Genomic DNA, 24,284 nt, shown 5'->3' on the forward strand with positions numbered 1-24,284 from the left:
ATACGATGGCAGAAGCCAAGACCGGCCGCATCTCGCAGGTCATCGGCGCCGTGGTGGACGTGTCCTTCGACGGCGAACTCCCGGCTATCTTGAACGCACTCGAGACCATGAACGGCGACATCCGCCTGGTTCTCGAAGTGGCGCAGCATCTCGGCGAGAACGCCGTGCGCTGCATCGCGATGGACTCCACCGAAGGTCTCGTTCGCGGCCAGGCCGTGACCGACATCGGCACGCCGATCATGGTTCCGGTCGGTGAAGCGACCCTCGGCCGCATCCTGAACGTCATTGGCGAGCCGGTCGATCAGGCTGGCCCGGTTCCGTCTGAAACGCGCCGTGCGATCCACCAGGAAGCCCCGGCCTATGTCGATCAGTCGACCGAAGCCCAGATCCTCGTCACCGGCATCAAGGTCATCGACCTTCTGGCGCCTTATGCCCGCGGCGGTAAGATCGGCCTGTTCGGCGGCGCCGGCGTCGGCAAGACGGTTCTGATCCAGGAGCTGATCAACAACGTCGCCAAGGCGCATGGTGGTTACTCCGTATTCGCCGGCGTTGGCGAGCGCACCCGCGAAGGCAACGATCTCTATCACGAGATGATCGAGTCCGGCGTGAACAAGGACCCGCACGAGAACAACGGCTCGACCGAAGGCTCCAAGTGCGCCCTCGTATTCGGCCAGATGAACGAGCCGCCAGGTGCGCGTGCACGCGTCGCCCTCACCGGCCTGACGATCGCCGAGCATTTCCGCGATCAGGGCCAGGACGTTCTGTTCTTCGTGGACAACATCTTCCGCTTCACGCAGGCAGGTTCGGAAGTGTCCGCGCTTCTCGGCCGTATTCCTTCGGCGGTGGGTTACCAGCCGACCCTGTCCACGGACATGGGCCAGATGCAGGAACGCATCACCACCACCAACAAGGGTTCGATCACCTCGGTTCAGGCCATTTACGTGCCCGCCGACGATTTGACCGATCCGGCCCCGGCTACGTCCTTCGCCCACTTGGACGCGACCACGACCTTGAACCGCGCGATCTCGGAAAAGGGTATTTATCCCGCCGTTGATCCGCTCGATTCCACCTCGCGCATGCTGGACCCGATGATCGTCGGTGAAGAGCATTACGCCGTTGCCCGTCGCGTTCAGGAAATCCTGCAGCGCTACAAGTCGCTGCAGGACATCATCGCCATCCTGGGCATGGACGAGCTGTCGGAAGAAGACAAGCTGACGGTCGCCCGCGCCCGCAAGATCGAGCGCTTCCTGTCGCAGCCGTTCTTCGTGGCCGAAGTGTTCACCGGTTCGCCCGGTCAGCTGGTGCCGCTCGAAGACACGATCCGCTCCTTCAAGGGCCTCGTGGACGGCGAATACGACCACCTGCCGGAAGCCGCCTTCTACATGGTCGGCTCCATCGACATGGCCGTTGAAAAGGCCAAGCGTCTCGCTGCAGAAGCAGCCTGATAGTTTAAGCACCTCATGGCCGGCGAGTTTTCATCGCCGGTCATTTCAGCTGATATGTGAGACGTCATGGCCGAGCCCTACAAGTTCGAACTCGTTTCGCCGGAACGCCTGCTCGTTTCGGAAAGCGTTGAATCGATCGTCATCCCCGCCACCGAAGGCGAGATGACGGTGATGGCGAACCATTCGCCTGTGATGACCACGATCAAGCCGGGTATCGTCACGATCAAGACGGCTTCCGGCAAGGAAGACCGCTACGTCGTTTACGGTGGCTTCGCAGATATTCTGCCGGACGCCTGTACCCTTCTGGCCGAATCCGCCACGCACATCGACGCGCTCAACAAGGCCGACATCATGGCCCGTGTTGAACGTGCCCGCGCTGATGTCGGCTCCGCACCGGATGACCATGCCCGCACCCGCGCGGAAGAGTTCCTGCATCACCTGTCCGCTCTCAGCGACGCCGTCTGAGGCTGAACGGATATGACTGGCCGCGTCGTCGTTGTCGGCAATGGCGGACTGTCGCGTGATCTGACGGAGGATGTTGAAAGTGCAGACTTCGTTCTGCGCTTCAACGAGCCGAAGCAGGGCTTTGGTTTGTCGGGCGTCAAAACCGACATGCTGATGGTCTCCAATTCCGGAAAGCCGATGCAGCGCCGCTTGCGCGATCCCGGTTATTTCCGTTCCGCTATCGTTCAAAACGCTGGCGAGATCGTTTTTCCCTACCATCCCTATGCCATTCGGACCTACATGATCCGCCCAAACTGGTTGTCCAGTCTGCGCGGCCGCAAGGCGGACTGGACCATACAGGCCATCGAAGCCTTCGGAATGGCGGGCAAGGAAGTCCGCATCATGCCACCATCGTTCTACGAGGATGGCTGCGCCGAGCTGGGTATTCCGCGCGAACAGATGCGCACCGTCTTTCCAAGCACCGGCTATCTCGGTTTGCGCCACGTCTTCCATCATTATCCCGACCATCACGTTCAGATCTGCGGCTTTTCATGGGAAGGCTGGAAGCGGCATGCTTGGTCGGACGAGCGCGGTTGGGTCGAAAAGAAGATCGCCGACGGCCGCTTGTCGCTGCTGGTCTGACAATCAACCGCTTTTCACGCTTTCGATTGTTCCAGAGCGACAGTTTTCCTCGACATTGCCTCCAAGACCAGCAAGTTGCTTAGGCAGGTCATACGGAGGGCTTGAACCATGGATCAATCGCTGGACATCTATATCGGCTGGGACTCGCGGGAACCCATCGCGTATGACGTGGCCGAGAAAACGCTGAAGGATCATGCCAGCGTTCCGGTTCGCGTGTTCCCGATCAAGGTGCAGGAGCTGGTTGCACAGGGCGTTTACACCCGCGACATCGATCCGCTCGCTTCAACCGAATTCACCTATTCCCGCTTCTTCGTGCCCTACATGGCCGGCTTCAAGGGCTGGGCGCTGTTTTGCGACTGCGACTTCCTGTTCCTCGACGACATCGCCGAGATCCTTGCTCTGCGCGACCCGTCCAAGGCCGTGTTGTGCGTGAAGCATGATTACACGCCCAAGGCGACGGTGAAGATGGATGGCAAGGTTCAAACCAACTATCCCCGCAAGAACTGGTCGAGCTTCATGCTCTTCAACTGCGAGCATCCCTCGACGCAGCAGCTGACACCGGAGCGGATCAACAGCGAAAGCGGCGCCTACCTTCACCGCATGCAATGGGCAGCGGATGACGAGATAGGTGAAATCCCGATGCGCTGGAACTGGCTGGAAGGCTGGAACGAGAAGCCCGAAACCGGCACACCCGGCGCGGTCCACTTCACGAACGGCGGTCCCTGGTTCAAGGACTGGCAGAACGTCGATTACGGCGACCTCTGGCGCGCCGAAGCCGACAAGGTCGAACCCGGCTGGCAGCCGGTCTGATCCCCAACGCACTTGCTTGAAAAAAGGCGGCTTGTTCGACAAGCCGCCTTTTTTCTATCCACGTCTCGGCAAGCTCACGCGCTCGGCTGACCGGCGAGATGGCCGAACACATCCACGACCTGCAGATAGACCGAACGCTTGAACGGCACGATCAGGTCCGGCAGGGCTGCCATGTCCTTCCATTCCCAGGCATCGAATTCCGCGGTGTGACCGCCCGGCGGCGGGTTGATCTGGATCTCGCTTTCGTCGCCATCGAAACGAAACGCAAACCAGCGCTGCGTTTGTCCGCGAAACCGACCCTTGAACGCCACGCCCACCAGGTGCGGCGGCAGGTCATAATTGATCCAGTACGGGGCTTCTTCGAGCAGCGTCAGGCTCGTCATACCGGTTTCCTCGTAGATCTCACGCAGGGCCGCCGGAAGCGCTTCCTCGCCCTCGTCGATGCCCCCTTGCGGCATCTGCCAAAGCTGGGTGACGCCTGCCGTCTCGCTGTCTTCCTCCGGGATGCGATGACCGGCCCAAACCTTCCCGGCACCATTCAGCACCATGATGCCGACACAGGGTCGATAAGGCAGTGTTTCGGGATTGATATGCGGTTTATCCGGCATGGCTCGCTCACTCTGCGCTTTGGTTTGCCCGTTCTGTGTTCCCATACGGCTAATCTCTGACGGTTTGAAGACGCGTTGACCGCCGCTTGACACAGACCGCTTCATGGAACATATCGAGTTACATGAAACGCGATAGTCGCTTGTCGGGCATCCTGCATGTCCTCCTTCACATGGCCGAACAGGATGGTCCGGTCACATCCGAAATGCTGGCGACTGCCATGCAAACGAACCCGGTCGTGATCCGCCGCATCATGGGTGGCCTGCGCGACCAGGGCTATGTGTCGTCCGAAAAGGGGCATGGCGGCGGCTGGACGCTGACCTGCGATCTCAACGCCATTACCCTGCGCGATATCTACGACGCGATTGGCGCCCCCACCCTGCTCGCAATGAGCAACCGCACGGAAGCGCCCGGTTGCCTTGTCGAACAGGCGGTTAATGCCGCGTTGGTGCAGGCTTTCAACGATGCCGAGGCCTTGCTGCTCACAAGGCTCGGCGAAGTCACGCTGGCGCAGCTCAGCGCAGATTTTCACACCCGCCTTTCGCAACGCGGCGGCAAATTCGATCTGGAGACCGTTCATGCATCATGACGCCATCATCATCGGCGGCAGCTTTGCCGGCCTGTCTGCCGCCATGTATATCGCCCGTGCTCGCCGCTCCGTGCGCATCATTGATGCCGGCCTGCCCCGCAACCGCTTCGCAGCGCAAAGCCACGGCTTCTTCGGACAAGACGGCAGTGAGCCTGGCGCGATGCTCGACAAGGCGCGCGCACAGGTCGCAGCCTACCCCACCGTGCGCATCACCGATGGCCGTGCTCTCAGCGCCAACAAGAACGAAGACGGCTTCGCTGTGACGCTGGAAAGCGGCGAGCAGCTGCAGGCGTCGCGCATGGTGCTTGCCTACGGCATTTCCGACGAGCTCCCGGCCTTACCTGGGCTGGCGGAGCGATGGGGTCATACGGTGATCCATTGTCCTTACTGCCACGGTTTCGAGTTCGGCGGCCGGCGTCTCGGCGTGCTTTATTCAACCCCGATGTCCCTGCATCAGGCGCATCTTGTCACCGAATGGGGACCGACGACGCTTTATCTCAACGGTGCTGAACTGGATCCCGCCGCAGCAGCCAACCTGCAAGCCCGCGGTGTGCGGATCGAGCCGGCTCGCCTGATTTCACTGCATGGCGAAGGCAAGGGACTATCGGCGATGGAGCTTGCGGATGGGCGCATGGATCCTATCGATGCTCTGTTCGTAGGCCCGCTGATGCGCGCCAACAGCGACATCGCCGACCAGCTCGGTTGCGCCATGGATGATCATCCGCTTGGGCAAATCATTCATACCGACGAGATGAAGCAGACTTCCGTGCCCGGCGTGTTTGCTGCCGGTGACATCGCGCGCGGCGCCCATAGCGTCACCTGGGCAAGCGCCGATGGCGTGATGGCCGGCGTCGCCCTGCACCGCTCGCTGGTGTTCTAGGATCTGGCGTCAGCGGCGCTCGGGATCATTCGCTACGGCAGTAATAGGAACGACTTCGATGCCGCGGCGCTGCGCATCGGCCACCCAGGCGGATACCGTATCCACTGTCACGTCGAAGGCCGAGCCGGTGCCGACGGCAGAGCCGTTGGCTTGTGCCATGCGCTCGAGTTCGTCGAGCTTGGCAAGAATGGCGCCGCGCTCGCGCACAGCGTCGATCTGCATGTCGGAGGAAGCGAAGGGCACGCGGTTCACCTCGGCCAAAGGCTGCGCTTCATTGCGCGCTGTCGAACCGTCGTCGACAAAGGCCAGGCCGCGCTTGCCGAGCTCCGCCATCATGGTTTCAACCGGCTTCGCTTCGCCGAGAAAGCGCGCGCCCATATAGTTCATGACGCCGACATAGTTGGTCGTGCGCGCCAGAACCCATTGCAGGTTCTCGACCGTCTCGGACGCCGGCGCGTCCACCGTGAGCGTTGCCCGCCCCGGATCGACCGCAGGATAATCGAACGGCTCGAGCGGCACCTGCATGACGATCTCGTGGCCGCTCTGGCGTGCAGCCTGCATCCAGCGCGGCAGACTGTTACCGCCGGATGCCAAGGCCAGCGTGATCTCAGGCGGCAGCTTCTCGATGGCTTCCTGCGTGCCCGTTTGGCTGACCCCGAGACCGCCGATCACCAGCGCGATGCGCGCACCTCGTGCGCAGGACCACGGCCTTGCATAGGCATCAAAGGGCCGCCGCCCGTCTGCAGCGCGTTGCGGAAGCAGGCCGACGGGGCTCGTCTCGATCAGCGCCTGATCCGGAAGATGGGCAACGCGTACATCCCGCGGCATTCCTGGCGTGTTGCGGATGATCGTGGGGCCGTCGGCGGTGGCTGCCCCGGGATTGACGCGGATGATCGCAGGACCGCCTGCAGGATCGTCCGACAGGCTGGGACGCGGCGCCTTTGCGGGTTCGGTGGTGGCTGCAGCTGTTTGCACGGGCACGGAAACAACAGCGGCCTCCGGCATGCGAATCCCGCGATCACGCAGGGCAATGGCGCCGGCGCTGACGGCAAGCGCAATGGCGACCGCGGCGCTCGTCATCGATGAAGGGGATAGAGGCCGGGCCGGCTTCCGCTTTGCCGGGCCGCTGATGCCAAGGCCAAGCGGAAGGTCGATCTCCCGAATACGCGTCGTATCCTCGCCCCGCTTCTGCCCCTCCATCGTAACCCGAACGCTCTCAAACCTGCTTTTGCATCGTCCTGGAATCAAATGTCCGGCGAAGGGGTTCCTTCGCCGGACATGGTAACTTCAATCAGCGCAGCACGCTTACTGGTTCATGACCGCCTTGTCGGGGTTCGGCGGGAAGGCGGCATCGCTCTTGGCGCCGCGGATCAGATCCAGAGCATATTGCAGCTGGATGTCGTCCTTGGCTTCCGGCGGCACATAAGATGCCGAGCCCGAACCTTCTTCGCTTTCTTCCACACCCTTGATGTGACCGCGCAGAGCGGACTCACCACGGTTGACTTCACGACCCTTGAACTCTTCCGGCAGAGGCTGGTCGACCTTCACGTCGGGCGTGATGCCCTTGCCCTGGATCGATTTGCCGGCCGGCGTGTAATACAGCGCCGTGGTCAGGCGCAGAGCGCCGTTTTCAGCCAGCGGGATGATGGTCTGAACCGAACCCTTGCCGAAGGACTGGGTGCCGAGCACCGTTGCACGACGGTGATCCTGCAAGGCACCGGCCACGATCTCCGAAGCACTCGCCGAACCGCCATTCACCAGAACGATGATCGGCTTACCGTTCACCAGATCGCCGGGACGCGCATCGAAGCGCGAAATGTCCTGCGGATCACGGCCGCGGGTCGAAACGATCTCACCCCGGTCAATAAAGGCATCGGAAACACTGACCGCCTGGTCCAGCAGACCGCCCGGGTTCAAGCGCAGATCCAGCACATAGCCCTTCAGCTTGTCGTCCGGCAGCTGCTTGCGGATGGTGTTGATGCCAGCCTGCAGATCGTCGAACGTCTTTTCGGTGAAGGAGTTGATCTTGAGATAGCCGACATCGCCTTCGACGCGAGCCCGAACGGCCTTCACCTTGATGACGTCGCGGATGATGGTCAGCTTGATCGGCTTGTCCGCGCCATCGCGGATCAGCGTCAATTCGATCGGCGTATTCACCAGACCGCGCATCTTCTCGACGGCGTCGTTAAGCGACAGGCCGCGCACTTCCTGGCCATCGATTTCGGCAATCAGATCGCCTGCGAGAACGCCTGCCTTGGCAGCTGGCGTTTCGTCCATCGGCGTGATGACCTTAATCAGGTCGTTTTCCATCGTGACTTCGATACCGAGACCGCCGAACTCGCCCTTGGTCTGGACGCGCATATCCTTGGCTGCCTCTTGGTTGAGGTAGGAGGAATGCGGATCAAGCGAGGTGAGCATGCCATTGATGGCGTTTTCAACCAGCGACTTGTCGTCGGGCGGGGTCACATACTGGGCGCGCACGCGCTCGAAGATGTCGCCGAAGATCGCCAGCTGGCGATAGGTTTCGGAACCCGCAGCATTCGCAGTCGAGCCGGGCGCACCGTAGACCACGCTCATTGCCGAAGCCCCCATCAGGGCGCCGGCAAACAACAGCGACAGCTTACGAATCATTTGCAGTCCTTCCAGCGATCCGCTCCGACCACCAGGGGGCCGGGTCCACGGGTTTTCCATCTTTCCGGAACTCGACGTAAAGGTCAGGTCCGGTGCTGCCGTCCTTCAGCGAAACCGGGCCAGCGACCCTTGTTTCACCCATTGCTCCGATCGGCTCACCCGCCAAAACGGCTTGGCCAAGCGTCACGCTGATTCTGCCCATCCCCGCCAGCACGACATGATAACCGTCGCCGGCATTAAGGATCAAGAGTTGACCGTAGGATCGGAAGGGTCCTGCATACAAGACGCTCCCTCCGGCCGGTGAGGTAACAATTGCCCCGGATTGTGTTGTAATGGTGTCTCCCATCCTCACGCCGCCGTTATTGTCGGCTTCGCCGAACCGCGCCGTGCGACGACCCGTCGCTGGAAGGCCCATCTGTCCTTTCAAGGCGGCGAACGGGATCATGGACAGGCGATAGGCTTCGGGAATGGGTTTGTTGAGCTCGGCTTCCTCGCGCGCCATCCGCTCCATTTCCGCCTTGGCTGCCGCGTCCGCCGCGGCACGGGCGGATTGCCCTTCCTGTTCGAGCTTCGAGATCAGATCCTGGAAAGAGGATGCGGAAGCCGCAAGCTGCTCCGATCGCTTCTGCTCGGCAGCGTACACGGCTTCGGACTGAACCTGCAGCCGCTGCTTTTCTTCCAGAAGCATGCTGAGCCGCTGCTTTTCCGCCACCTGCTCTTCCGCCGTTACGCTCAAGCGACCGCGCTCGGCCTCGATCGAGGCTGCGACGCGTGACAACTCCTTGAGGTCAACAAGCAAGGTTTCGGTTTCCTGGCGCAGTTCCGGCACCACGGCGCCGAGGAGGATCGCGCTGCGCACCGATGACAGGGCGTCTTCCGGCTTCACCAGAATGGCCGGGGGCGGATTGAGGCCCATGCGCTGCAGGGCGCCGAGCACTTCGGCCAGAACCGCGCGCCGCCCATCGAGCGACGATTTGATGCCGGCTTGCTCGCCGCGCAAGTTGACGAGACGGCCGCTGATTTCCTCGACGTCTTCCGCGAGCTTCTTTTCGGTCTTAGCAGCCTGGATAAGCGCCGCGGTCACCGAAGCACTGTCCTTCTTCAGCGTTGCGATACCGGCCGAAATGGAAGCCAGCCGCTCTTCCGACAGCTTGATCTCATCCAGCGCGCGTTGATAGTCCGCCTGGGTTTGCGCCCGACGGGCTTCGATGGCAGCTATCGGATCATCCAGCTGGTTCTGCCTGATCGAAACGGCTTCGCCATCCTGCGCAAGGAGCGGCGAGACAGAGGCGAGCAGCAAGCCGAGCGCGATCGCAAGACCGCCCTTCGTCCGTGCCCCCGATCCTGTCTTGCCCGAAATCATGCTGTTCCATCCCTGCCGGCGATCGTAGGTCGGCTTCGTAAAGGAAGCATCAACCATCGCCCCGCGCCACGAGCATCGCTCCTTCTCAAGCGAATCGCACTTTCTCAAGGCGAGCTTACCTGAGGCGTTCAGACGAAGGGTGGTTCACACGCGATGATAAGGATGGCCAGAAAGGATTGTGGCTGCCCTGTAAAGCTGCTCGCCCAGCATCACGCGCACCATCTGATGCGGCCAGGTCGCCGCGCCGAAGGAAATCAGCGCAGTCGCCTGGCTCCGCAGGCTGGGTGCATGGCCATCGGGCCCGCCAATGGCAAAGGTGAGCTGCCTCAAACCGCGGTCGCGATGATCGGCAATCAACTGTGCAAAGGCGGGAGAGGCAAGGTTCTTGCCGCGCTCGTCGAGCAGGATCAGCCCGCCGGCGCCAAGAGCGCCTTCGAGCCGTGCCGCTTCCTCGCGCATTCGCTCAGCCGCAGAACCCAGCCGACTTTCCGCGCTTTCCGCCACGCCTGAAAACTCCAGGCCGAGCGGTGGACCCGCTTTGGCGAAGCGGTCGAGATAGCGATCGGCAAGCTCGCGCTCCGGCACGGCCTTCATCCGGCCGATGGCATTGATGCCGATCCGCATTGTTACCTCAGAAGATCCGTTTCAGTGCTTGGTCCCGTCGTCGAGATCAGGCGCCTGCCACATCTTTTCGAGGTTGTAGAACTCGCGCACCTCGGGCCGGAAGACGTGGATGATGATATCACTCGTGTCGATCAGCACCCAATCGGCGCCCGGCAGGCCTTCAACGCGCGTGTTGCTCACGCCGCTGTCCTTCAGCGCCTTCATCAGATGGTCCGCGACGGCCGCGACATGACGGTGCGATCGACCGCTCGCCACGACCATATGGTCGCCGAGGCTCGACTTCTTCCGGATATCGATGGCCACGATGTTTTCCGCCTTGGAGTCATCGAGACTGGCAAGAACGGTTTCGAGTTGGGAGGTCGCAGGCGCTCCAGCGCCGACTTCGACCGGCGAAAGCGAGGTATCCGCTTCCTTCCGTAGTTCTGTTCTCAGTGTCTTCCCTTTCTAAGGAACAACGATACGCCATGCTCAGCGTCTCTATAGATAGGCGCAGTTCGGTGAAGGTTTCAAGAACATAGGGTGGACGCAGTTATCAGGACTTTGCGATCTCAGCCTGCTCCCGCAGCGCCGTAGAGCTCAAAGGAGAGCGCGGACCATGCAAAAAGGTCCATGCCGGAGCCTGTCGGCTGGCCAGCACTTCCGAATCCGTTTCGTCTTCGCGGGCATAGGCAAAGGTCTTGGCCATCACCGAAGATAGAAAGGACAGCGTCGCACCCGGCCGGTCGATCACGGCGATCGGAAAGGTCATGGCGATGGTTCGCCAGCGTTCCCATTGATGGAAGCCCGCCAGACTGTCCGCGCCCATGATCCAGACGAAATGCACGCCGGGATTGCGCGCCTTCACCAGAGCCAGAGTATCGGCGGTATAGCGGACATTGGCGGCCGCTTCGAATGCCGTGACCTTGATGCGCGGATCTTCCACCAACTTCTCCGACAAGCGGATACGCTCGCCCAAAGGCGCCAGTTCCCGGGTGCTTTTGAGCGGATTGCCCGGCGTCACCATCCACCACAGCTGGTCGAGCCGAAGCTTGCGCAGGGCGATTTCGGCAACCAGTGCGTGGCCGGCATGCGGTGGATTGAAGGACCCGCCAAACAGCCCGACTGCCATGCCTTTTTCGACATATGGCATGCGCAAAAAGCGGTTTTGGATGGCGTCCGTCACGTCAAAACAGCAATATCACGGTCGAACCTGACCCGAACCGTGGACACGATAGTTGAACGAGGTCAGCTGCTCGACGCCCACCGGCCCGCGCGCATGCATCTTGCCCGTGGCAATGCCGATCTCGCCGCCAAAGCCGAACTCGCCGCCATCGGCGAACTGGGTCGATGCGTTATGCAGGAGGATGGCCGAATCGATTTCGTTGAAGAAGCGTGCCACCACATCCGCATCTTCCGCGATCACTGCTTCGGTGTGATGCGAGGAATAGGTGTCGATATGCGCGATGGCTCCATCGATGCCATCAACAAGCGCCACCGAAATGATGGCATCGAGATATTCGGTGCGCCAATCTTCGGTTGATGTCGGCTTGGCTGACGGAAAACGCGCCACAACCTCGACATCACCCCGGATCTCGCATCCGGCGGCTTGGAGCGCTTCGAGCATCGGCACGAGATGCGTGTCGGCGGCAGCTTGATCCACCAACAGCGTTTCGGCTGCGCCGCAAATGCCGGTGCGCCGCATCTTGGCGTTCACGATGAGGCTCACAGCCATGTGGAGATCGGCGGAGCGATCGACATAAACATGGCAAAGCCCTTCCAAATGCGCGAACACCGGCACGCGCGCATCGGCCTGCACCCGTGCAACAAGGCTCTTGCCGCCGCGTGGCACAATCACATCGACGTTGCCGTTCAGACCGGCCAGCATTTCGCCCACGGCGGCGCGATCGGTGGTCGGCACCAGCTGGATCGCGTCGGCCGGCAGGCCAGCTGTTTCCAGCCCGCTCTGCAAACAAGCATGGATGGCGGCGGAGGTGCGCGCGGAATCCGATCCGCCGCGCAGGATCACCGCATTACCGGCCTTGACGCAAAGCGCGCCGGCATCCGCCGTCACGTTCGGGCGGCTCTCATAGATCACGCCGATCACACCGAGCGGCGTACGCACGCGCTCGATCTTCAAGCCGTTCGGCCGCTCCCAGGCAGCCATGACGGCGCCAACGGGATCAGGCAGATGAGCAATGGCTTCCACCCCGGCCGCCATGGCTTCGATGCGCGCATCGGTAAGCTGCAACCGGTCCATGATGGCCGCCGAAAAGCCGGCGGCATGGCCATCGGCAAGATCCATCGCATTGGCATCAAGGATCGCCGGCGCGCCGGCGCGGATCGCGGTTGCCATCGCACGCAGCGCATTTGCCTTCACCTGAGGCTCCGCCATGGCCAGCGGCTTTGTTGCCGCGCGCGCCTTGCGGCCGATCTCGGCCATCATCTCGGTGATGTCAGACTGTTCAAGCACTTTCAGCATGGCTTGTTTCCTGCACGGATGCGTCGCTGCGCGCGGCCTGTCGCGTCATCACGAGATCGTCGCGATGCACCATGGCCGAACGCGCTTCATAGCCGAGAACTTCTGAAACTCTGGCGCTCTTCATGCCGGCGATCTGAAGCGCATCCCCGGAATCATAGGCGGCCAGCCCGCGGGCGATTTCAGCACCATCCGGACCCAGAACGGCGATCGTGTCGCCGCGTTCGAACACACCGCTGACACCCGTTACACCGGCCGGCAGCAGCGATTTGCCGGCGAGAAGCGCGTTGACCGCACCATCATCCACCGTCAGCCGACCCGCTGGCTCAAGCTGCCCGGCGATCCAACTCTTATAGCCACGAACTGGATGATCCCACGCCTTGAAGAAGGTCGCGCGCTCGCCTTTGTCGATGGCCGCAAGCGGATGAAGCCGATCGCCCGCTGTGATGATCATCGCAGCACCCGCTGCCGTCGCGATCTTGCCCGCATCAAGCTTGGTGCGCATGCCTCCGCGCGACAGCTCGGACGCTGCCGCGCCGGCCATGGCGTCGATCTCGCCCGTGATCCGCTCCACGTAAGGGACAAACCGCGCATCGGGATCGCGCTGCGGCGGGGCGGTGTAGAGCCCGTCGATGTCGGACAAAAGCACAAGAAGGTCCGAATTCATCATCGTACCAACGCGCGCCGCCAACCGGTCATTGTCGCCGTAACGGATTTCGGAGGTAGCAACCGTGTCGTTCTCGTTGATCACGGGCACGGCGCCGAGCTTCAACAGCGTGCCGATCGTGGCGCGGACATTGAGGTAGCGCCGGCGTTCTTCGGTGTCGCCCAGCGTCACCAGCACCTGGCCCGACTTCAGGCCGACACCAGCCAGTTCCTCAGACCAGGCACCTGCCAGCGCGATCTGACCAACCGCGGCTGCCGCCTGGCTTTCTTCCAGCTTCAACGCACCGCGCCCGAGCCCCAGAATGGTGCGGCCGAGCGCAATCGCGCCCGACGACACGACAAGAACATCCGCACCGGTTTGCCGCAAGGCCGCTACGTCACGTGCCAGTGAGGCCAACCATTGCCGTCTCAGACCGCTTTCGCGATCCACAAGCAAGGCCGAGCCGATCTTGACCGTGATGCGGCGATAAGAGCCGAGCGGCTGCAGCATTCAGGCTTCGCCCTTCTGCCAGCGGGGATCCTCGACCTCCGGCTCTTCCTGCTTGCGCGCGGCCTGCACGACTTCCATCAGCGCGCGCAGCACCGTTTCGGTGCCTTCGTTGGTGGCAGCCGACAGCACGAGCGGCGTCTTGCCCGATGCCTTCTTCAGGGCCGCGAGCTTTTCCTTGCGCGTGTCCGCATCGATCGTGTCGGTCTGGCTCAGCGCCAGAACTTCCTGCTTTTCATCCAAACCGCCGCCATAAGCTTCGAGCTCGTTGCGCACGGTCTCGTAGGTATAAGCGACATCCTCTTCCTGCGCGGAAACGAGATGCAGCAACACGCGGGTCCGCTCGACATGGCCGAGGAAACGGTCACCGATGCCCACACCTTCATGCGCGCCCTCGATCAAACCGGGAATGTCGGCAATCACGAATTCACGCGCGTCGATCCGGGCAACGCCGAGGCCCGGATGCAGGGTCGTGAAGGGATAATCGGCGATTTTCGGCTTGGCCGCGGTCACGGCCGCCAGGAAGGTCGACTTGCCGGCATTGGGAAGACCGACGATGCCGGCGTCGGCAATCAGCTTCAAACGCAGCCAGATCGACTTTTCCTCGCCCACGAGGCCGGGATTGGCGCGTCGCGGCGCTTGATTGGTCGAGCTCTTGAAATGCGCATTGCCGAAACCGCCATTACCGCCCTTGGCAAGCAGGATCTTCTGACCGATCTCGGTCAGGTCGGCGATCAGCGTTTCATTGTCATCTTCGAAAATCTGCGTACCGGCCGGGACTTTCAGGATCACGTCCGAGCCCTTGCCGCCGGCAAGATTGCGGCCCATGCCGTGAACGCCGGTCTGAGCCTTGAAATGCTGCTGGTAGCGATAATCGATGAGCGTATTCAGGCCTTCAACAGCCACCGCCCAAACATCGCCGCCGCGCCCGCCATCACCGCCATCCGGACCGCCGAACTCGATGAATTTCTCACGGCGAAACGAGACCGAACCGGCCCCGCCGTCGCCCGATCGAATGTGAACTTTTGCCTGGTCGAGAAATTTCATCGTATCAACTGCCTTTCAAGCGCCGTCATGTAGCGCAAACGCCACCAAAGCGCGAGAGGCAGGATGAATCGAGGCGGTCCAGGCTATCCGATCGCTGTGAGATAATCCGTTCGCCTGCTAGGCGCGAAACCGATGGAAGCCTTATGGCTTTCGAGGCTTCGCAACAACGCAGGCGAACGGATTAGCCTCAGCGATCAGTGGCGGAAGTGGCGCATGCCCGTGAACACCATCGCGAGGCCATGCTCGTCGGCGGCGGCGATCACCTCGTCGTCGCGCATGGAACCGCCCGGCTGGATCACCGCCGTCGCACCGGCTTCCACCGCAGCCAGCAACCCGTCGGCAAAGGGGAAGAAGGCGTCGGACGCAACAACCGTGCCCTTGGCAAGCGACACATCGAGCCCGGCCGCGTTGGTCGCGTCCTGAGCCTTGGAGGCAGCGATGCGCGACGAATCCACACGGCTCATCTGGCCAGCGCCGATGCCAACCGTTGCGCCATCCTTGACGTAAACGATGGCATTCGACTTCACATGCTTGGCGACGCGGAAGGCAAAGCGGAGATCGGCCAGTTCCTGTTCCGAAGGCGCGCGCTTGGTGACGGTCTTGAGATCGAGATCATCAACGACGCCGTTGTCGCGCGACTGCGCAAGAAAGCCGCCAGCAACCGTCTTCACGGCCATGCCCGGCGCACGCGGATCCGGCAGACCGCCGGTGACGAGCAGACGCAGGTTCTTCTTGGCGGCAATGATCGCAATCGCTTCTTCGGTGGCATCCGGCGCGATGATGACTTCTGTAAAGACCTTGACGATCTCTTCGGCTGTCGCCCCGTCGATCGTGTTGTTCAACGCAACGATGCCGCCGAAGGCCGAGACCGGATCGCAGGCCAGCGCCTTCTTGTAGGCGTCCACCAGGGTTGCGCCGGTTGCGACGCCACACGGATTGGCATGCTTGATGATGGCGACAGCAGCACCCTTGGCCGGGTCGAACTCGCCGACCAGCTCGAAGGCCGCATCCGTGTCGTTGATGTTGTTGTAGGACAAGACCTTGCCCTGCAGCTGCCGCGCGGTGGCGACACCCGGACGGTTTTCGCCGGTCTTGTAGAAGCCGGCCGTCTGGTGCGGGTTCTCGCCGTAACGAAGCTCGGAGGCCAGCGTGCCGCCAAGGCTGCCGTAGGTCGTGGCCACGCCTTCCACGGCGCTGGCAAACCACGAAGCGATACCGGCATCATAAGCAGCCGTGCGCGAAAAAGCCTTTGCCGCCAGGCGCTGACGGAAAGCCAGACTGACGCCACCATCGCCCGCCTTCATCTCGTCCAGCACGGACTGGTAATCTGAAGGGTCAACCACGACGCTGACATATGCGTGGTTCTTGGCCGCCGCACGCAGCATGGCCGGACCGCCGATGTCGATATTTTCCACGATCGAAGCATAGTTCGCGCCCGACGCGCGCACGCTTTCGAATGGATAAAGGTTCACCACCAGCAGGTCGATCGGCTCGATGCCGTGCTCGGCCATGGCCGCCTTGTGCTCGGCATCGTCACGGATCGAAAGCAGCGCGCCATGAACGCTCGGATGCAGCGTCTTGACGCGGCCGTCCATGATCTCGGGAAAGCCGGTGATGTCGGAGACGTCCGTGACCGGCAGACCGGCTTCGGCAATCGCCTTGGACGTGCCGCCGGTCGAAAGAAGCGTCACGCCGGCTTCGTGCAAGGCGCGGGCGAAATCCACCACACCGGCCTTGTCGGACACGGACAACAGTGCACGCTTGATATGAACGCGGTCAGGTGCCGGAATGTTCTTTGAAGGGACGGCCATGGCAAGAGATCTCGGGCTTCGCTGGGGAAAGGCGGACCTAGGCCAAGGGCGCGGTCAAATGCAAGCGCTGAAGGCGCTCAAACCGCGATTCTTGTAAAACGCCAAGCCAGCGTCGGATGTTCGGCGGCATCGTAATGCAGCACGATCTGCTTGGTACGCGCCGGTCCTGCCAGTCCTGCAAAGAAGATGGAATCCTCGATCTCGGCCCGCACCTCGCCACAGCGGAAGATCCAGCCTTCGCCGTCGCGCCCCTGGATGGTGAGGCTGTCGCCGTCGCGCTCGAGCTCGGCGTCCGGATGCACATGAAAGCGGATGGCGACATGGCCGCTGCGCGGCAAGCCGTTTTGGGCTGCATGGAAGCGGTCGATGCCCTCCAGCATCTGGCCGCCATCCGAAAGAACGAGCTGACGTTCGTGGAACAGGCCGAAGCGCTGGAGATAACCGTCATGGCTGGCGATGAAGCCCTGCAAGGTTGACCCGTTGCGTCCTTCATCCAGCCGGCGCGAGCGCACGGCGCGCGGGCCCGCCACCAGCGGCGTTCCGAGCAAGCCGTTCATGCCTGCCAGGTTGAAGCGCGCCGAGGACGCATCGTTGAACACGGCGGTGGAATGGGCGGCCGTTGCACGCGCCAGCGGGCGGAAATCGCGCGCGCCGAACGTGTCCACGCCGGCGTTGACGATAAACGAGCGCCGTGACGACGACAGTTCAAACGACAGGCAACCGGCATGCGCCTGCGCCGAATGGTCGACGGCCGGCGCAGCGCCCGTGTCGGCAATAACCGTCGTGCCGCCCATGGAAAGGCGCTCATAGCCGGAATGCGGCGCATGAAGCAGCGGCGCGGCACCGGCGTCGTCATGGCGCAGGATCGCCGCGACACGGTCATGCACGGTAACGCCCATGCCGTTGAAGCGGGCCAGCGAGCCATCCTGATGGCGAAAGAAGCGCAAGGCTGGAAGCATCCGGTCCACCGCGCCCAACAGCGCCTGCGGCGGCGTCGCGGACTGATTGGCGTAGGTTTGGCGCAGCGGCAAAAGATCGGCGAGCAGTTCCAGAACGGCAAGCGGGCTGCGCGAGATATGTCCACCATCCGGCAGGATCTGGCGGTCGAGTTCTTCCGCAAGGCATCGTGTGGCGGTGCGCAAGCTCGCGGCCGACACAGGCAAGGACAAAGAAGCGAAGGCCAGCGCGATGCGAACGCGCAACCGATCCTCGCCCATCGGCATCTCGGCAACCACGGCGCGCAGATATCGAACCTGCACGCTCAGCGCCTTCAGGAACTGGCGATAGAAAGCGAAGTCGGCACCCTGCAAGACGATGGAGGAATGCTGCAACCAGCTGATCACACGACTGGCAGTAATCCCCGCATCCCAGGCGGGATGGCTGATGCGCTTGCCATGCAGGCCGATCCACTCGCCCACCAGGGCGCGAGCGTTGACGGCGGCCAGCTCGGTCTGTGCGGCGCGCAGATGGCGCAGCCAGTGGAAGTTCTGCAGCGCCTCGACCCATTCAGGCGAAGCAACCTTGATATGGAAGGGCGAGCGGCCGCTGGTTTCCACCACCTTGCCGGCGAAGGGAAAGCGCCCGTAATAGATGTCCTGCGCGATCTGCGGATCGGCAACACGCAGATCCGGCGGTGCGATCAGCAGCCGGTCAGGCGTGCGGCCGGCATAGCGGAAGCGCCAGCCCGGACCGGCACGCAAGCGCCGGCGCGTCTTGCGCCACAGCGCCTTTGCCACCAAGCCCCACAGCTCCGGCGCTTCTACGGCAGCACTCACCCGACCATCCCATCAATCCATTGCTCGGCGGCAACCTAGCCGCCGGATGGTTAATGGAGATTTGACGAGGTCACAGAGATCAACCTGATATTAACCACGCCGCCGCAGGCGAGCGGCAAAAAAGCCGTCCATGCCGGCCAGTGCAGGATTGTCATGCGGCAGATCGGCAGGCGTCGTCCGCACAGTCCCAGCCGGCGTCAGGAACGCATCCACGACAGGAATTTCGCCTGCAACGATCGGCTTGAGTTCCAGCTCCGGCTGTTCAAGGAGAATGCGCTCCACCATCTGCTCACCTTCAAATGGATCGAGCGAACAGTTGGAGAAGACGATGCGCCCGCCAGGCTTCACCAAACCAACCGCCGCCTTCAACAAGCGGAACTGAACGGCCGCCAGCTTCTCGATTTCTTCCGGCGATTTCGTCCAAAGCACATCGGGATGCCGGCGCACGGTTCCGGTGGAAGAACAGGGCGCATCGAGCAGAACGGCGTCGAACAGCTCAGCCGGTTCGTAAGATGAAAGATCCGCTTCAACGACCTCGGCGGGAAGATCCAACCGTTCGAGATTGGTGCGCAAGCGTTTCAAGCGGCTGCGCGAGATATCGAGTGCCGTAACCTTTGCGCCGGCCTGGATCAGCTGCGCCGTTTTACCACCCGGTGCTGCACAAAGATCCGCAACGTGCTTGCCCGCGACATCGCCCATGATCAGCGCCGGCAGAGCCGCTGCCGCATCCTGCACCCACCAAGCGCCGTCTTCGTAACCGGGCAGACCTGAAATCGCGCCTTCCGGCCGTGCCACGCGCACGGTGCCGGTCGGCAACACGATGCCGCCGAGCTTTTCCGCCCATCCAGCCGCATCGTTCTTCACGGTGAAATCCACCGGCGCTTCCGTCAGATGCGCGAACAGGATCGCCTTGGCGCGCTCTTCCCCGTAAGCCTCGTTCAGCCGGCTCACGAACCAGTCAGGCGCATTGGCGATCGGGGTCCTGTTGAGGATCTGCGCCTTGCGTCGAACGATCGAGCGTAGCACGCCATTGACCAGCCCATCGAAACGCCGCGTGCGGGGATCGGCCTTCGCCTGTTCCACCGCGATATCCACGGCTGCGCGATCCGGAACGTCGAGATAAAGGATCTGTGCGATGGCGACATGCAGCACATGGCTGAGCGTCAGCGCATTGCCTGGCAGTGGTCGATCGAGCTGGTTCGAGATTGCCGCCTGGATCGTGCCGCGGAAGCGCAAGGCCGAGATCAGAATGGCCCGCACCAGCGCCCTGTCACGGTTATCCAACGCGCGATAACCGGGATGCCCATGCTCTTCATCGGTCAAACCGTCCAGCGAGGTTCGTGCATCCACCACGGCCGCCAAAAGCTTGGCCGCAGCTTGGCGCGCAGGAAGGCCCGGAACGTCGGAGCTTGCATTGGAAAACGACGATGACCAGCGATTGGCGTTGCCGTTACGCATGCGAGCCTCGCTCAAGACCAGGGTCCCCGGCGGCTGGAAGACGGATTGCGCGAACGGCTCCACGGTCCGGGAGCGGCCTGGTTGCCGGATCGCTGCGACCCGCCCCACGGCCCGGATGCACTCTCAGGCTCGATAGCTTCTTCGTGCTGGAACCCGCCGCCATAGCGCTGGCCGGGCTGAATGTCGGTCATCGCCTGAAGTGCTGCGATCCGGTTTTCTGTTGCCGGGTGGGTCGAAAACAGATTGTCCATGCGCTGGCCCGACAGAGGGTTGATGATGAACATATGGGCCGCTGCCGGATTGCGCTCGGCACCCTCGTTGACGATCTGATGCGCGCCTCGCGCAATCTTGTTCAGGGCCGACGCCAATGCGTTCGGGTTGCCGCAGATTTCCGCGCCGCGCCGGTCGGCCGAATATTCGCGCGTCCGGCTGATCGCCATCTGCACGACCATCGCAGCTAGGGGTGCGACGATCATCGCAACCAGCACGCCGATGAAGCCAAGCGGATTGTTGTTCTCGCGGTTGCCGCCAAAAAAGAAGGCGAAGTTGCCGAGCATGGAGATCGCACCGGCGAGCGTCGCGGTGATCGTCATGGTCAGCGTGTCGCGGTTCTGCACATGCGCCAGCTCATGCGCCATCACGCCGGCCACTTCGTCGGCATTGAGGCGGCGCAGCAGGCCCGTGGTTGCAGCAACGGCAGCGTTTTGGGGGTTACGCCCGGTGGCAAATGCGTTCGGCTGGTCCTCGTTGATGAGATAAACGCGCGGCATCGGCAGGTCCGCGCGCCGCGCCAGATCTTCCACGATCGCGTAATATTCTGGCGCCGAACCGCGATCGACTTCCATCGCATTGTTCATGCGAAGAACCATCTTGTCGGCATTCCAATAAGAAAACAGGTTCATGCCGGCGGCGAACAAGAAGGCGATGCCCATGCCACCCGTGCCGCCGATAAGATAGCCAACGCCCATGAAGAGCGCGGTCATGAAGGCGAGCAACATCGCGGTTCGGATCATGTTCATCGTCGAGGCGCCTCCTTTTTGCGCGGGCAACAGTTGAGAACGCGGGCCCTTTCAGGCCGCATGCGTGACGCCTATTATCATGGGAAGCGCAGAAAGGGACTTCAATGATGGATGACAACACCGCCAACACCCAGCATCCACCGGAAACCGGCGAAGCGGCACGCAAATCGCTATCGCCGGCGGCCGAACGCGCCCTGGCCGAAGCGCGAGCGCGCCGTGCCGAATACGAGGAAGCGGAAGCCGCCATGCCCAAGGAACGCGGCGGACGCGGCGGTCATGACCCGGTTCGCTATGGCGACTGGGAGAAGAAGGGCATCGCCATCGATTTTTAGGCAGGGCTTCCTTGCTCGATCCATTAGAACTTTAGGAGAGCCGGAACAAAGCCGACTGACGCGGCGTTATGTTGCATTCTCTCTAAAGTGGAACGAGTCATGCTGATCCGCATAGGCTATGAACTGGGCGTTCAATGCCCCGCGCCGACCCCCATCATCGCCGCGCTGGAAGTTCGGCCCGAGCGGCGCGTCGATCTTGTGCGCGAAGAAACGGCACAGCTCACGCCGCATGTTCCGTCATCCATCTACACCGACCAGTTCGGCAACCGCTGTCGCCGATTCATCGCTCCTGCCGGCGACACGACGATCCGCTACGATGCGATCATCGCCGATAGTGGCGAATATGATCCGGTGAATCCGATGATCGGCGAAGTGCCGATTGCCGACCTTCCCGATGACGCGCTGGTCTACATGCTGGGCAGCCGCTACTGCGACACCGACCTGATGATGGACACGGCATGGAACCTGTTCGGTCATATCGCGCCCGGTTGGCAGCGCGTGCAGGCGATCTGCGACTACGTCCACAATCGCATCTCCTTCGGCTATTCCTATGCGCGCTCCACGCGCACTGCTGGACAGGCCTATGAAGAGCGTGTTGGCGTGTGCCGCGATTTCGCGCATCTCGCCATCACGATGTGCCGCTGCATGAACATTCCGGCCCGCTATACCAACGGCTTTCTCGGCGACATCGGCGTGCCGAAAGATCCGGCGCCGATGGATTTCTCGGCCTGGTTCGAAGCCTACCTGGAAGGCGGCTGGTATACGTTCGACGCCCGCCACAACAAGCCGCGTATGGGCCGCGTGGTCGTTGCTTATGGCCGCGATGCCACCGACGTGCCGCTGATCCACACCTTTGGCCCGCATCGCCTCACGACGTTCAAGGTCTTCACCGACGAACTCGAGCCGGAAGAAGCGCGTCGCATCCTTGCCCAAAGCGAGATGCGTGTACGCGAAGCGGCTTAACCTCCGCAACCTGACCTGCTCCCAAGAAAAAAGCCGCCTCGCTGATGCGAAGCGGCTTTCCGTGTATTCGTCCGTGGCGCGGTCTTGTTCCCCGGGCGCTATCCAAAGCGCTCGTCCGCGCGTCACATCCTAGCGGGAAGGCTGCTCCCCACAGAGACGATCCATCGAGACCACGCAACGAGAAACGAAATCACTCGACATTCGATCACCTCCTTCCAATCTGTTGAACACAAATGGAATGTGGGACCGTTTTGCCGGACACACAAGCAAAAACCGGCTGACTATACGTCAACCGGTCTTTAGTCGTTCATGGGGATCAGGCAGTCTTTGCCGACTTTTCGAAGCGCTTGCGCTCATTCGGGTCGAGGTAGAGCTTGCGCAGGCGGATCGACTTCGGCGTCACTTCCACCAGTTCGTCGTCCTGAATCCAGGACAAAGCGCGCTCCAGCGTCATGCGGATCGGCGGCGTCAGCTTCACGGCCTCATCCTTGCCAGCGGCGCGGATGTTGGTGAGCTTCTTGCCCTTCAGCACGTTCACTTCGAGATCGTTGTCGCGCGAATGGATGCCGATCAGCATGCCCTGGTAAACCTTGACGCCGGCATCGATGATCATCGGGCCGCGATCTTCCAGGTTCCACATCGCAAAGGCGACCGATTCACCCTGATCGTTGGAGATCAGCACGCCGTTGTTACGTCCGGCGATCTCGCCCTTGTAGGGCTGATAAGCGTGGAACAGGCGGTTCATGATCGCCGTGCCGCGCGTATCCGTCAGAAGCTCGGACTGGTAGCCGATCAAACCACGGGTCGGCGCATAGAACACCATGCGCACGCGGTTACCACCGGACGGACGCAGCTCGACCATCTCGGCCTTGCGCTCCGACATCTTCTGCACGACCGTGCCCGAATATTCCTCATCGACGTCGATGACGACTTCTTCGATCGGCTCAAGCTTTTCGCCGTTCTCGCCGTCCTTCATCACGACGCGCGGACGCGAGATCGAAAGCTCGAAGCCCTCGCGGCGCATGTTTTCGATCAGAACGGCCAGCTGCAGTTCGCCGCGGCCGGACACGAAGAAGGAGTCCTTTTCGGTCGATTCTTCGATCTTGAGCGCAACGTTGCCTTCGGCTTCCTTCAGGAGGCGGTCGCGGATCACGCGGCTCGTCACCTTGTCGCCTTCGGTGCCAGCATACGGACTGTCATTGACGATGAAGGACATGGTCACTGTCGGCGGATCGATCGGCTGGGCTTCAAGCGGTGCGCTGACCGACGGATCGCAGAACGTGTCGGCAACCGTGCCCTTCTGAAGACCGGCAATGGCGATGATGTCGCCAGCCTGGGCTTCTTCGATCGGCTGACGCTCGATGCCGCGGAAAGCGAGGATCTTCGACAGGCGGCCGTTTTCCAGAACGGTGCCATCCTGCGCCAGAACCTTCACGGCCTGGTTTGGCTTGATCGTGCCGGAATGAATGCGGCCCGTGATGATGCGGCCAAGGAACGGATCGGCTTCAAGGATCGTGCCGATCATGCGGAACGGACCTTCGCCAACCGTCGGCGCCGGTACGTGTTCAAGCACGAGGTCGAACAACGGAGCGAGACCCTGGTCCTTCGGGCCTTCCGGGCTCAGCGCCATCCAGCCATTGCGGCCCGAACCGTAGAGGATCGGGAAGTCGAGCTGCTCGTCGGTCGCGTCGAGATTGGCGAACAGGTCGAACACCTCGTTCACCACTTCTTCATGGCGGCCATCCGGACGGTCGATCTTGTTGATCGCAACGATCGGCTTCAAGCCGACCTTGAGCGCCTTGCCGACCACGAACTTGGTCTGCGGCATCGGGCCTTCGGCAGCATCAACCAGCACGATCGCGCCGTCCACCATGGACAGGATGCGCTCGACTTCGCCGCCGAAGTCGGCGTGGCCTGGCGTATCGACGATGTTGATGCGCGTGTCTTTCCAGACAACCGACGTCGCCTTGGCAAGAATGGTGATGCCGCGTTCTTTCTCGATGTCGTTGGAGTCCATCATGCGCTCGGCAACGCGCTGGTTCTCGCGGAAGGAGCCGGACTGCTTCAGAAGCTCGTCGACAAGCGTGGTTTTGCCATGGTCAACGTGCGCGATGATCGCGATATTACGAAGGTTCATACGGGGCTCTCGGAGGTTGGCGCGCGCGAAAAGCGCCCGAAAAACGGATATGCGCTCGGATTTGCCGCGCTCTTACAGGTTTTTTCGCAGATGCGAAAGG

General features: G+C 62.1%; 23 protein-coding genes. 8 read left to right on the forward strand and 15 right to left on the reverse strand.

Features of this window, described 5'->3' with window-relative positions; genetic code table 11:
- Positions 1-5: 5 nt before the first annotated feature.
- From atpD to JYU29_RS12625, 4 genes are all read left to right on the forward strand, one after another.
- On the forward strand, positions 6-1,445 hold the full coding sequence (gene atpD / locus JYU29_RS12610; protein WP_213985181.1) for a F0F1 ATP synthase subunit beta: 1,440 nt from the start codon (positions 6-8) through the stop codon (positions 1,443-1,445).
- A gap of 66 nt (positions 1,446-1,511) precedes the next feature.
- Positions 1,512-1,910, forward strand: coding sequence for a F0F1 ATP synthase subunit epsilon (locus tag JYU29_RS12615; RefSeq protein ID WP_213985182.1), 399 nt, complete (start codon positions 1,512-1,514; stop codon positions 1,908-1,910).
- Between the two features lie 12 nt (positions 1,911-1,922).
- A complete protein-coding gene (locus tag JYU29_RS12620) occupies positions 1,923-2,531 on the forward strand; it encodes a hypothetical protein (protein ID WP_213985183.1) in 609 nt (202 codons plus the stop codon).
- A 108-nt stretch (positions 2,532-2,639) separates the two neighbouring features.
- Positions 2,640-3,341, forward strand: a complete 702-nt coding sequence (locus JYU29_RS12625; protein WP_213985184.1) for a glycosyltransferase — start codon at positions 2,640-2,642, stop codon at positions 3,339-3,341.
- Between the two features lie 74 nt (positions 3,342-3,415).
- Here JYU29_RS12625 and JYU29_RS12630 read toward each other — a convergent pair whose 3' ends face one another.
- Positions 3,416-3,949, reverse strand: a complete 534-nt coding sequence (locus tag JYU29_RS12630) for an RNA pyrophosphohydrolase (protein ID WP_213985185.1) — start codon at positions 3,947-3,949, stop codon at positions 3,416-3,418.
- Between the two features lie 122 nt (positions 3,950-4,071).
- Between JYU29_RS12630 and JYU29_RS12635 the strand changes: the two genes are divergently transcribed.
- On the forward strand, positions 4,072-4,536 hold the full coding sequence (locus JYU29_RS12635; RefSeq protein WP_213985186.1) for an Rrf2 family transcriptional regulator: 465 nt from the start codon (positions 4,072-4,074) through the stop codon (positions 4,534-4,536).
- Positions 4,526-5,416 (forward strand): NAD(P)/FAD-dependent oxidoreductase, encoded by an 891-nt coding sequence (locus JYU29_RS12640; RefSeq protein WP_213985187.1) that lies wholly within the window; start codon positions 4,526-4,528, stop codon positions 5,414-5,416. The genes JYU29_RS12635 and JYU29_RS12640 overlap by 11 nt, the downstream gene beginning before the upstream one ends.
- Before the next feature lie 9 nt (positions 5,417-5,425).
- Here JYU29_RS12640 and JYU29_RS12645 read toward each other — a convergent pair whose 3' ends face one another.
- The 13 genes from JYU29_RS12645 to htpX form a co-directional block, all read right to left on the reverse strand.
- Entirely contained in the window at positions 5,426-6,496 is a 1,071-nt protein-coding gene (locus JYU29_RS12645; protein ID WP_250157430.1) for a divergent polysaccharide deacetylase family protein, read from the reverse strand.
- Between the two features lie 225 nt (positions 6,497-6,721).
- Entirely contained in the window at positions 6,722-8,047 is a 1,326-nt protein-coding gene (locus tag JYU29_RS12650; RefSeq protein WP_213985189.1) for a S41 family peptidase, read from the reverse strand.
- Positions 8,037-9,410: a murein hydrolase activator EnvC family protein gene (locus JYU29_RS12655; RefSeq protein ID WP_213985564.1), complete on the reverse strand. Its 1,374-nt coding sequence runs from the start codon at positions 9,408-9,410 to the stop codon at positions 8,037-8,039. Before JYU29_RS12655 ends, JYU29_RS12650 begins: the two co-directional genes overlap by 11 nt.
- A gap of 144 nt (positions 9,411-9,554) precedes the next feature.
- Complete coding sequence (rlmH, locus tag JYU29_RS12660; RefSeq protein ID WP_213985190.1) at positions 9,555-10,034, reverse strand: 23S rRNA (pseudouridine(1915)-N(3))-methyltransferase RlmH; 480 nt, start codon at positions 10,032-10,034, stop codon at positions 9,555-9,557.
- A 21-nt stretch (positions 10,035-10,055) separates the two neighbouring features.
- On the reverse strand, positions 10,056-10,466 hold the full coding sequence (gene rsfS, locus JYU29_RS12665) for a ribosome silencing factor (RefSeq protein ID WP_213985565.1): 411 nt from the start codon (positions 10,464-10,466) through the stop codon (positions 10,056-10,058).
- A gap of 100 nt (positions 10,467-10,566) precedes the next feature.
- Positions 10,567-11,163: a nicotinate-nucleotide adenylyltransferase gene (locus tag JYU29_RS12670; protein ID WP_213985566.1), complete on the reverse strand. Its 597-nt coding sequence runs from the start codon at positions 11,161-11,163 to the stop codon at positions 10,567-10,569.
- Positions 11,164-11,211: 48 nt separating this feature from the next.
- Positions 11,212-12,492 (reverse strand): glutamate-5-semialdehyde dehydrogenase, encoded by a 1,281-nt coding sequence (locus JYU29_RS12675; RefSeq protein ID WP_213985191.1) that lies wholly within the window; start codon positions 12,490-12,492, stop codon positions 11,212-11,214.
- On the reverse strand, positions 12,476-13,642 hold the full coding sequence (proB, locus tag JYU29_RS12680) for a glutamate 5-kinase (RefSeq protein WP_213985567.1): 1,167 nt from the start codon (positions 13,640-13,642) through the stop codon (positions 12,476-12,478). The genes JYU29_RS12675 and proB overlap by 17 nt, the downstream gene beginning before the upstream one ends.
- Before the next feature lie 3 nt (positions 13,643-13,645).
- Positions 13,646-14,689 (reverse strand): GTPase ObgE, encoded by a 1,044-nt coding sequence (gene obgE, locus JYU29_RS12685; protein WP_213985192.1) that lies wholly within the window; start codon positions 14,687-14,689, stop codon positions 13,646-13,648.
- Positions 14,690-14,883: 194 nt separating this feature from the next.
- Complete coding sequence (gene purH / locus JYU29_RS12690; protein ID WP_213985193.1) at positions 14,884-16,500, reverse strand: bifunctional phosphoribosylaminoimidazolecarboxamide formyltransferase/IMP cyclohydrolase; 1,617 nt, start codon at positions 16,498-16,500, stop codon at positions 14,884-14,886.
- 77 nt (positions 16,501-16,577) lie between these two features.
- Positions 16,578-18,275, reverse strand: coding sequence for a heparinase II/III family protein (locus JYU29_RS12695; RefSeq protein ID WP_213985194.1), 1,698 nt, complete (start codon positions 18,273-18,275; stop codon positions 16,578-16,580).
- 90 nt (positions 18,276-18,365) lie between these two features.
- Complete coding sequence (locus tag JYU29_RS12700) at positions 18,366-19,733, reverse strand: RsmB/NOP family class I SAM-dependent RNA methyltransferase (protein WP_213985568.1); 1,368 nt, start codon at positions 19,731-19,733, stop codon at positions 18,366-18,368.
- 11 nt (positions 19,734-19,744) lie between these two features.
- Entirely contained in the window at positions 19,745-20,752 is a 1,008-nt protein-coding gene (htpX, locus tag JYU29_RS12705; protein ID WP_213985195.1) for a zinc metalloprotease HtpX, read from the reverse strand.
- A 107-nt stretch (positions 20,753-20,859) separates the two neighbouring features.
- Here htpX and JYU29_RS12710 point away from each other — a divergent pair, with 107 nt between their 5' ends.
- Positions 20,860-21,084 carry a DUF1674 domain-containing protein gene (locus JYU29_RS12710; protein WP_213985569.1) on the forward strand — a complete coding sequence of 75 codons (225 nt, stop codon included), beginning with the start codon at positions 20,860-20,862 and terminating at the stop codon, positions 21,082-21,084.
- A 99-nt stretch (positions 21,085-21,183) separates the two neighbouring features.
- Complete coding sequence (locus JYU29_RS12715) at positions 21,184-22,047, forward strand: transglutaminase-like domain-containing protein (RefSeq protein ID WP_213985196.1); 864 nt, start codon at positions 21,184-21,186, stop codon at positions 22,045-22,047.
- Positions 22,048-22,363: 316 nt separating this feature from the next.
- Here JYU29_RS12715 and typA read toward each other — a convergent pair whose 3' ends face one another.
- A complete protein-coding gene (typA, locus tag JYU29_RS12720) occupies positions 22,364-24,184 on the reverse strand; it encodes a translational GTPase TypA (RefSeq protein WP_213985197.1) in 1,821 nt (606 codons plus the stop codon).
- Positions 24,185-24,284 lie beyond the last annotated feature (100 nt).

It is taken from the genome of Tianweitania aestuarii (genome assembly GCF_018457165.1).
Taxonomy (GTDB): domain Bacteria; phylum Pseudomonadota; class Alphaproteobacteria; order Rhizobiales; family Rhizobiaceae; genus Tianweitania; species Tianweitania aestuarii.

What these genes read in the sequence shown, in the direction of transcription:
- JYU29_RS12640 (WP_213985187.1), top strand. Translation starts at nt 4,526, where the DNA reads ATGCATCATGACGCCATCATCATCGGCGGCAGCTTTGCCGGCCTGTCT.
- JYU29_RS12675 (WP_213985191.1), bottom strand. Translation starts at nt 12,492, where the DNA reads ATGCTGAAAGTGCTTGAACAGTCTGACATCACCGAGATGATGGCCGAG.
- rlmH (WP_213985190.1), bottom strand. Translation starts at nt 10,034, where the DNA reads ATGCGGATCGGCATCAATGCCATCGGCCGGATGAAGGCCGTGCCGGAG.
- JYU29_RS12700 (WP_213985568.1), bottom strand. Translation starts at nt 19,733, where the DNA reads ATGCGTAACGGCAACGCCAATCGCTGGTCATCGTCGTTTTCCAATGCA.
- JYU29_RS12645 (WP_250157430.1), bottom strand. Translation starts at nt 6,496, where the DNA reads ATGACGAGCGCCGCGGTCGCCATTGCGCTTGCCGTCAGCGCCGGCGCC.
- purH (WP_213985193.1), bottom strand. Translation starts at nt 16,500, where the DNA reads ATGGCCGTCCCTTCAAAGAACATTCCGGCACCTGACCGCGTTCATATC.
- JYU29_RS12655 (WP_213985564.1), bottom strand. Translation starts at nt 9,410, where the DNA reads ATGATTTCGGGCAAGACAGGATCGGGGGCACGGACGAAGGGCGGTCTT.
- JYU29_RS12615 (WP_213985182.1), top strand. Translation starts at nt 1,512, where the DNA reads ATGGCCGAGCCCTACAAGTTCGAACTCGTTTCGCCGGAACGCCTGCTC.
- atpD (WP_213985181.1), top strand. Translation starts at nt 6, where the DNA reads ATGGCAGAAGCCAAGACCGGCCGCATCTCGCAGGTCATCGGCGCCGTG.
- obgE (WP_213985192.1), bottom strand. Translation starts at nt 14,689, where the DNA reads ATGAAATTTCTCGACCAGGCAAAAGTTCACATTCGATCGGGCGACGGC.
- JYU29_RS12635 (WP_213985186.1), top strand. Translation starts at nt 4,072, where the DNA reads ATGAAACGCGATAGTCGCTTGTCGGGCATCCTGCATGTCCTCCTTCAC.
- htpX (WP_213985195.1), bottom strand. Translation starts at nt 20,752, where the DNA reads ATGAACATGATCCGAACCGCGATGTTGCTCGCCTTCATGACCGCGCTC.
- typA (WP_213985197.1), bottom strand. Translation starts at nt 24,184, where the DNA reads ATGAACCTTCGTAATATCGCGATCATCGCGCACGTTGACCATGGCAAA.
- JYU29_RS12710 (WP_213985569.1), top strand. Translation starts at nt 20,860, where the DNA reads ATGGATGACAACACCGCCAACACCCAGCATCCACCGGAAACCGGCGAA.
- JYU29_RS12650 (WP_213985189.1), bottom strand. Translation starts at nt 8,047, where the DNA reads ATGATTCGTAAGCTGTCGCTGTTGTTTGCCGGCGCCCTGATGGGGGCT.
- JYU29_RS12620 (WP_213985183.1), top strand. Translation starts at nt 1,923, where the DNA reads ATGACTGGCCGCGTCGTCGTTGTCGGCAATGGCGGACTGTCGCGTGAT.
- JYU29_RS12630 (WP_213985185.1), bottom strand. Translation starts at nt 3,949, where the DNA reads ATGCCGGATAAACCGCATATCAATCCCGAAACACTGCCTTATCGACCC.
- JYU29_RS12670 (WP_213985566.1), bottom strand. Translation starts at nt 11,163, where the DNA reads ATGCCATATGTCGAAAAAGGCATGGCAGTCGGGCTGTTTGGCGGGTCC.
- JYU29_RS12715 (WP_213985196.1), top strand. Translation starts at nt 21,184, where the DNA reads ATGCTGATCCGCATAGGCTATGAACTGGGCGTTCAATGCCCCGCGCCG.
- JYU29_RS12625 (WP_213985184.1), top strand. Translation starts at nt 2,640, where the DNA reads ATGGATCAATCGCTGGACATCTATATCGGCTGGGACTCGCGGGAACCC.